Annotated in this window: 4 protein-coding genes; all 4 read right to left on the bottom strand. The window is 71.6% G+C overall.

Features of this window, described 5'->3' with window-relative positions:
- Window positions 1-53: 53 nt before the first annotated feature.
- On the bottom strand, window positions 54-902 hold the full coding sequence (locus IY392_RS14405) for a metal ABC transporter permease (protein ID WP_194861582.1): 849 nt from the start codon (window positions 900-902) through the stop codon (window positions 54-56).
- 2 nt (window positions 903-904) lie between these two features.
- Window positions 905-1,774, bottom strand: a complete 870-nt coding sequence (locus tag IY392_RS14400; protein ID WP_375292919.1) for a metal ABC transporter ATP-binding protein — start codon at window positions 1,772-1,774, stop codon at window positions 905-907.
- A 20-nt stretch (window positions 1,775-1,794) separates the two neighbouring features.
- Window positions 1,795-2,898 (bottom strand): metal ABC transporter solute-binding protein, Zn/Mn family, encoded by a 1,104-nt coding sequence (locus IY392_RS14395; protein ID WP_107755702.1) that lies wholly within the window; start codon window positions 2,896-2,898, stop codon window positions 1,795-1,797.
- An 84-nt stretch (window positions 2,899-2,982) separates the two neighbouring features.
- Window positions 2,983-3,545 (bottom strand): trehalose-phosphatase (gene otsB / locus IY392_RS14390; RefSeq protein WP_194861581.1); only part of this gene is annotated, 563 nt, incomplete at its 5' end.

Genomic DNA, 3,545 nt, shown 5'->3' with positions numbered 1-3,545 from the left:
GGTCGGGATCGACGGGCACCCGTCCGACGGTAGTCACACGGGCCGGACGACGCTCAGCGCCGGATCGCGGCGACCGCCCGGCACGCCAGGTAGATGACGAAGGAGATCGTGGTGACGAACACCGAGACCGGGACGCCGGGGGCGAGCGAGAGCAGCATTCCGCCGATCGCCGCGATCTGGGCGAACACGATGGTCAGGGCGATCGCCCGCCCGGGGCTCGACGTCACCGCGGCGGCGGCCGCGGCCGGGGTGATGAGCAGGGAGAGCACGAGCAGCGCTCCCACCACCTGAACCGCCTGGGCGGCCGCGAGCCCGACCAGGACCGCGAAGACGAGGTTGAGCGCGCGCACGGGAACGCCCCGGGCCTCGGCGACCTCGGGGTCCGCGGAGGAGAAGACCAGCGGCCGGTAGAGAGCGACCAGCGTGACGCAGATGATCGCCGCGACCACCGCCATCTGGATCACACCGTGTTCGGACACGCCCACGATCTGCCCGGTGAGCAGCGAGAAACTGGTTCCGGACCGGCCCGGGTAGAGGTGGATGAACAGCACCGCCATACCGAGCCCGAACGCCATCACCACACCGATCGAGCTGTCGCGTTGGGAGGCGCGCGTCCCCATCAGGCCGAAGATCAGCGCGGCCACCACCGATCCGAGGATCGCGCCCAGGCCGAGATTCAGGCCGAACAACAGGGCGGCGGCGGCCCCGGTCAGGGCGAGTTCGCTGGCCCCGTGCACGGAGAACGACATCTGCCGCATCACGATGAACGGCCCGATCGCCCCGGCCAACAGACCGAGTAGCGCGATCGCCACCAGACCGTAGATCACGAAGTCCTGACGCAACAGGTGTGCGGTGACCTCGGTGTCGGCGATCGACCTGGCGATCTCGAGTAGGCGGTCCATGCTCAGGCTCCGTGCGCGGGGTGGGCGTCGTCGTGGTGGGGATGACCGGCCGGCCAGGGTTCGGCGCACAGGTGCTGGGTGTCGCCCACCACGATGATCTGCCCGCGAACCCGCAACACCTCGACGGGTGAGGAGTAGAGGTCGGTCATGACCTCGCTGGTGAACACCTCATCGGGGGTGCCGATCCGGTGACGGCCGTCCACCAGGTAGACGATCCGATCCACCATCGGCAGGACCGGGTTGATCTCGTGGGTGACGAAGATGACGGCGGTGCCGTGCTCGCGGCGCCGGTGGTCGAGGACCGAGGCGACGGTGCGCTGGCCGGCGAGGTCCAGGCTCAGGAGCGGCTCGTCGCAGAGCATCACGCACGGATCGCAGGCGATGGCCTGAGCCACCCTGACACGTTGCTGCTCGCCTCCGGACATGCGTCCGAGGGGCTTGTCCGCCAGGCGACCCGCCCCCAGGCGGTCCAGCGCGTCGACGACCACCCGGCGCTTCTCGCCGCGGCCCGTCGGCCATCCCGGGCCCCAGCGGGTGCCGTCGATCCCGAGTCCCACCAGGTCGCGTCCGCGCAGGGTGATCCCGGGGTCGAACGCCTTCTGTTGGGGCACGTAGCCGAGGTGGGTCCCGCGGTCGCCCGCGGCGCGTCCGTCGACGAGGACCGTGCCGGAATCGGGCGCGAGTTCCCCGAGGAGCACCTTGAGCAGCGTCGTCTTGCCGGCTCCGTTGGGGCCGAGGACGGCGACGAACTCCCCTGCCCCCACCTCGAGGTCGAGTTCGCGGATGAGGGTGCGCCCCCCTCGCGAGACCGTCACCGAGTCCAGGGAGACGACCGACCCGGGGCCGGGTCCGCCCCGGGTGTGGGCTGACACCTGGTCCGTGTCCACCGTCGTCAGTGCCCGCCGTCGTCGACCGGGGTCGCGCCGTCGAGCGCCGAGGACAGTGAGTCGACGATCTGCGTCATCCACTCGGTGTAGTCCAGGCCCTCGGGGAGGGTCTCGGTGAGGTCCAGGACGGCGACATCCGCCGATTCGGCCGCGTCCCGCACCCGGGCGGTCACGGAGGTCTCGGTCTGGGTGTTGAACGCGAGGAACGCGACCTCCCGCTCGGACATCAGGTCGAGCATCGCGGACAGGTCGGCGGCGGAGGGGTCGGTGTCGTCCTCGATCGAGGCGAGGAACCCGCGCGGGGTCAGGTCGACCATGTGGGCGGCGTCGAACAGGTGGGCGCCGATCCGCTCGGTCTGGGCGTAGGGGAAGTGCCCGCGGTCGTGGATCTCGTCGAGTTGGGCCTCGAGCGGCGCGAGGGAGTCGGCGAACCGGTCGGCGTTCTCGCGGTACTCCTCGGCATTGGCCTCGTCGATCGCCGCCAGCTCCTCGGCCACGCGCTCGGCGACGGCGGCAGCGGTGGGCAGGCTGAACCACACGTGCTCGTTGGTGTCGGAGTCGTGCTCGTGGCCCTCGTGGGAGCCGGTCGTGCCGTGGTCGTCGTGCGCGTGGTCGTCGTGCCCGTGCTCGTCATCGTGGCCGTCCTCGGCACCGTGTTCGTCGCCGTGGTCGTGACCGTCGTGCGAGTGGCCGGCGATCGTCCCACCGGTCACCCGCTCGAATTCGTCGACCGCCCGGACCACGGGCACATCCCCGGCGTTCTCCAGCGCCCGGTCCACGAAGGAGTCGTACCCGGCACCGTTGTAGACCACGAGGTCCGCGCCGGTGACCGCGGCCGCATCGGCCGGGCTCGCCTCGTACGAGTGCGGGTCGGCGGTCGGATCGGAGATCACCGACTCCACGGTCGCGTTGCCGCCGGCGACCTGTTCGGCGATGTCGGCGTACACGCTCGTGGAGGCGACGACGGTCGGTCCGGTGGCGGTGGCGTCGTCGCCGGAACCGTCCTCCGACCCGCAGGCGGTCAGGACGGCCCCGCCGAGGAGCGCGGCGGCGGCGAGCGCCGCGGCCCGGGCCGATAGGGGCGTGCGGGACAGACTGGGTGACGACATGGCGAAGACCGCTCTCGTAGCAATGGGAACCGTTGTCGTTAATTCTATGCCGCCCCCGGCCCCGGGGTCGATCAGGGCCCCGGTCTAACCCCGGAGTTCGGCGAGGCGCGCGAGCAGCCCCACCACCGCGGGGATGTCGGCGACGCGGTAACCGGCGGCGGTCTTTCCGTCGCCGACCTTGACCCCGATGTCCCCCTCGCGCAGGCGTGCGAAGCCGCGTTCGTCCGTCACGTCGTCGCCGATGAAGATCGCGATCTCGGCCCCGGTCTGCTCCACGAGCCGCTCGATCGCGGCGCCCTTGCTCGCCTCGCGGACCGCGATCTCCACGACGTTCTTGCCCTCGGTGACGAAGACCCCGTCGAAGGCTGCGGGCCCGGCCATGGCCTCGGCCATCGCCGCGCGGCGCCGGTCCGGGTCCTCGACGGGGCGGACGTGGAGGACTGCGGCCGTGGGCTTGGGCTCGACGTGTGCGCCGGGGGTGTGCGAGACGATCTCCTCGAGCGCGGAACCCACTCGGGCGAGCCGCGCGAGCTCGTCGTCGTCGAGGGGGGTGTCGAAACCGCCCTCCCACTCGGAGCCGTGGCTGCCGACCAGGACCACCGGTGCGGTGGCGCCGCTGACCTGGGCCAGGGCCGCGCGGTTGCGGC

The organism is Dietzia sp. SYD-A1, from assembly GCF_015356725.1.
Classification (GTDB): domain Bacteria; phylum Actinomycetota; class Actinomycetes; order Mycobacteriales; family Mycobacteriaceae; genus Dietzia.
The sequence above is the reverse complement of the archived record's forward strand: the minus strand, read 5'-3'. Positions and strand labels throughout refer to the sequence as shown.